Here is a 2,766-nt window from a genome sequence, read left to right as displayed (position 1 = left end):
GCCCCTGCTCACCGAGGTCGGTGCCGCCTTCCACTGCGGTGTGGAGCCCGTACTGCTCACAGGGCTGACGCTCGCGGTCGAGGAGTGGTGCCGCCGGCGGGGCCGGGCGCCCGGCCCGGACGGCCTGCTGGTGGACCTGGAGTCCCACGGCCGCCCCGGCCCGCCCGGGGCCGATGTGTCCGGGACCGTGGGGTGGCTGACGGCCCTGTACCCGGTCAGGCTGCCCCGCACCGGGTGTTCCTGGACCGACGTGTGGAGCGTGGGGCCCGCCCTCGGCGGCGCGCTCAAGCAGGTCAAGGAGGTGCTGCGGGCCGTCCCGGACCGCGGCGTCGGATACGGCGTCCTGCGCCACCTCGACCCGGTCGCCGGGCCCGGACTCGCCGGCGGGGCGACGCCTCAGATCGGCTTCAACTATCTGGGCCGCCTCGCCACGACCCGGGTCGCCGACTGGGGAATCGCCGAGGAACAGGCCGCCCCGCGCGCCCGGCCGTCCGGAGCCACCGGCCGCCTCGGCGCGCACCTCCTCGACATCAACGCACTGACGACCGACGGCACCGAGGGCCCCCGGCTCACCGCCGCGGTGAGCTGGACCGCCGGTCAGCTCACCGAGGCCGAGGTCCGGACTCTCACCGACCTGTGGTTCGCCGCCCTCGACTCCCTCGTCCTGCACGCCCGAACCCGCGGCGGCGGCCGGAGCCCCTCCGACCTGCCACTCGTCCGGGTCGACCAGCCGGAGATCGACCGTCTGGAGGACTCGTATCCGGACCTGGCGGACGTCCTCCCGCTCACGCCCCTTCAGGAAGGGCTGCTCTTCCACGCCCTGTACGAGCCGAGCGCCCCGGACGTCTACCAGGCGCAGTGCGCGGTCCGGCTGCACGGCGCCCTGAAGCCGGACGTCCTGCGGGCCGCCGCGACCGCCCTGCTGACACGCCACCCCAACCTGGGTGCCGCCTTCGTCCACCACGGTCTGCGCCACCCGGTCCAGGTCATTCCCGGCTCTCCCGCCCCCGGCTGGCGGGAGATCGACCTCACGGGCGTCCGCGACAAGCGCCGCGACCGGGTCCTCGACCGGCTGGCCCGCGCCGATCTCACCCGCCGCTTCGACCCCGACCGCCCCCCGCTGATCCGCTTCACCCTCGTCCGGTGGGGCCCCGACGAGCACCGGCTCGTCCTGACCAACCACCACCTGGTGATCGACGGCTGGTCGTTGCCCGTACTCGTGAGGGAACTGCTCGACCTGTACGCCCACGGAGGCGACCCGGACGCGCTGGACCCGCCCACCCCCTACCGGGACCATCTGGCCCTGCTGGCGACCCGTGACCGGTCCGCGGCCCGCGAGGCCTGGCGGACCGCCCTCGCCGGACTGGGTGAACCACCGCGGCTCACCCGCCCCGTCCCCGAGGCCGTCGAGAGCGCCGCCACCCTGAGCGCGGCACTGTCGGACACCACGACCAAGGCCCTGCGCGGCCCGGGCGGCGAGGGCGTCACCCTCAACACCGTCGTCCAGTTCGCCTGGGGCATGCTGCTGGCCCGCCGGACCGGCACCCTGGACGTGGTGTTCGGTACGACCGTCGCGGGCCGCCAACCCGAACTGCCCGGCATGGAGTCGATGATCGGCCTGTTCATCAACACCGTGCCGGTACGACTGCGCCTGGACGGCACGCGGACGGTGGGCGAGACGCTGCGCCGGCTGCGGGACGAGCAGACGCGGCTGCTGCCGCACCACCACATCGGGCTGAGCGAGATCCAGCGCGCCCTGGGGCGACGGGAGTTGTTCGACACCCATCTGGTGGTCGAGAACTATCCGCTGGACCCGGTCTCGCCGGAGCGCCCGGCGTCCGGCCCGCGGGTGGGCGGGGTGGAGGGCCGCGACGCCACCCACTACCCGCTGACCCTGGTGGCGTTCGCCGCCGACGAGCGACTGCGACTGCGCCTCGACCACCGCCCGGGCGCCCTGGCACCCGGAGCCGCCCCCGGCCTCCTCCATGAACTGACGTGCCTGCTGGACACCATCGCCGCGCGGCCGGGACAGCCGGTCGCCGATGTCCTGCGCGCGCGATTCCGCAATGACGACCGATACCGAGAGGAAACACCATGACCAACCCGTTCGACGACGAGACCGGGGTCTTTCTGGTGCTGGTCAACGACGAGGGACAGCACTCCCTCTGGCCGCGGTTCGCCGACGTCCCGGCCGGCTGGACCCGTACCTTCGGCCCCGACAGCCGCGGCGCCTGTCTGGCGCACATCGAGACCAACTGGACCGACCTGCGTCCGAAGAGCCTCATCGCGGCGACGGACGGCTCTGCCAACTGACGAGAGGGGCCCGACGGCACCGGTACACCGGCGCCGTCGGGCCCCTCTCACACTCCTCGGCGACCGGCCTGACCCGACCGGGCCGGTCGCTAGGCGCCGTGGACACCCGGATCGAGCACGAAGCGGACCAGCTTCACGCGTCCGTCGTCGGCGAACTCCCCGAAGGCCAGGATCTCCTGCGTCCGTGACGGCTTTCCGTCCCGGCTGGTGCTGTACCGGGCCGCGAAGCGGTTGCCCTCGCGCAGCGTCCGATGCACCTCCACGGGGTAGCTGTGGCCCTGCTTCCGCCCCTCCTCAAGTGCCCTGACCACGGCGGAGCGCTGCATGAGCTTGCCCCCCACGTGGTGCTGCGCGTCCGGGGTGTGGAAGTGGTCGTGGGCCTCGGCCACCGGCACCCCCGGGTCGTAGCCGGCGAGGTAGTACGCCCGCAGATAGTGCGCAGGGCCTTGGTCG

At 73.5% G+C, this 2,766-nt stretch carries 2 protein-coding genes and 1 pseudogene; 2 read left to right on the top strand and 1 reads right to left on the bottom strand.

What is annotated here, in order from left to right:
* Together GXP76_RS35000 and GXP76_RS34995 are read left to right on the top strand one after the other, a co-directional pair.
* Positions 1-2,098: condensation domain-containing protein (locus GXP76_RS35000; RefSeq protein ID WP_242575645.1), on the top strand; the 2,098-nt coding region annotated here is incomplete at its 5' end.
* Positions 2,095-2,313 (top strand): MbtH family protein, encoded by a 219-nt coding sequence (locus GXP76_RS34995; RefSeq protein ID WP_242575644.1) that lies wholly within the window; start codon positions 2,095-2,097, stop codon positions 2,311-2,313. The genes GXP76_RS35000 and GXP76_RS34995, both read left to right, overlap by 4 nt.
* An 89-nt stretch (positions 2,314-2,402) precedes the next feature.
* On the opposite strand, the pseudogene GXP76_RS34990 reads toward GXP76_RS34995, so the two are convergent.
* A pseudogene (locus GXP76_RS34990) lies at positions 2,403-2,766 on the bottom strand (nuclear transport factor 2 family protein); the annotation flags it as partial.

Origin of the sequence: Streptomyces sp. NP-1717, from assembly GCF_022695985.1 — a bacterium.
Classification (GTDB): Bacteria; Actinomycetota; Actinomycetes; order Streptomycetales; family Streptomycetaceae; genus Streptomyces.
The sequence above is the reverse complement of the archived record's forward strand: the minus strand, read 5'-3'. Positions and strand labels throughout refer to the sequence as shown.

What these genes read in the sequence shown, in the direction of transcription:
- GXP76_RS34995 (WP_242575644.1), top strand. Translation starts at nt 2,095, where the DNA reads ATGACCAACCCGTTCGACGACGAGACCGGGGTCTTTCTGGTGCTGGTC.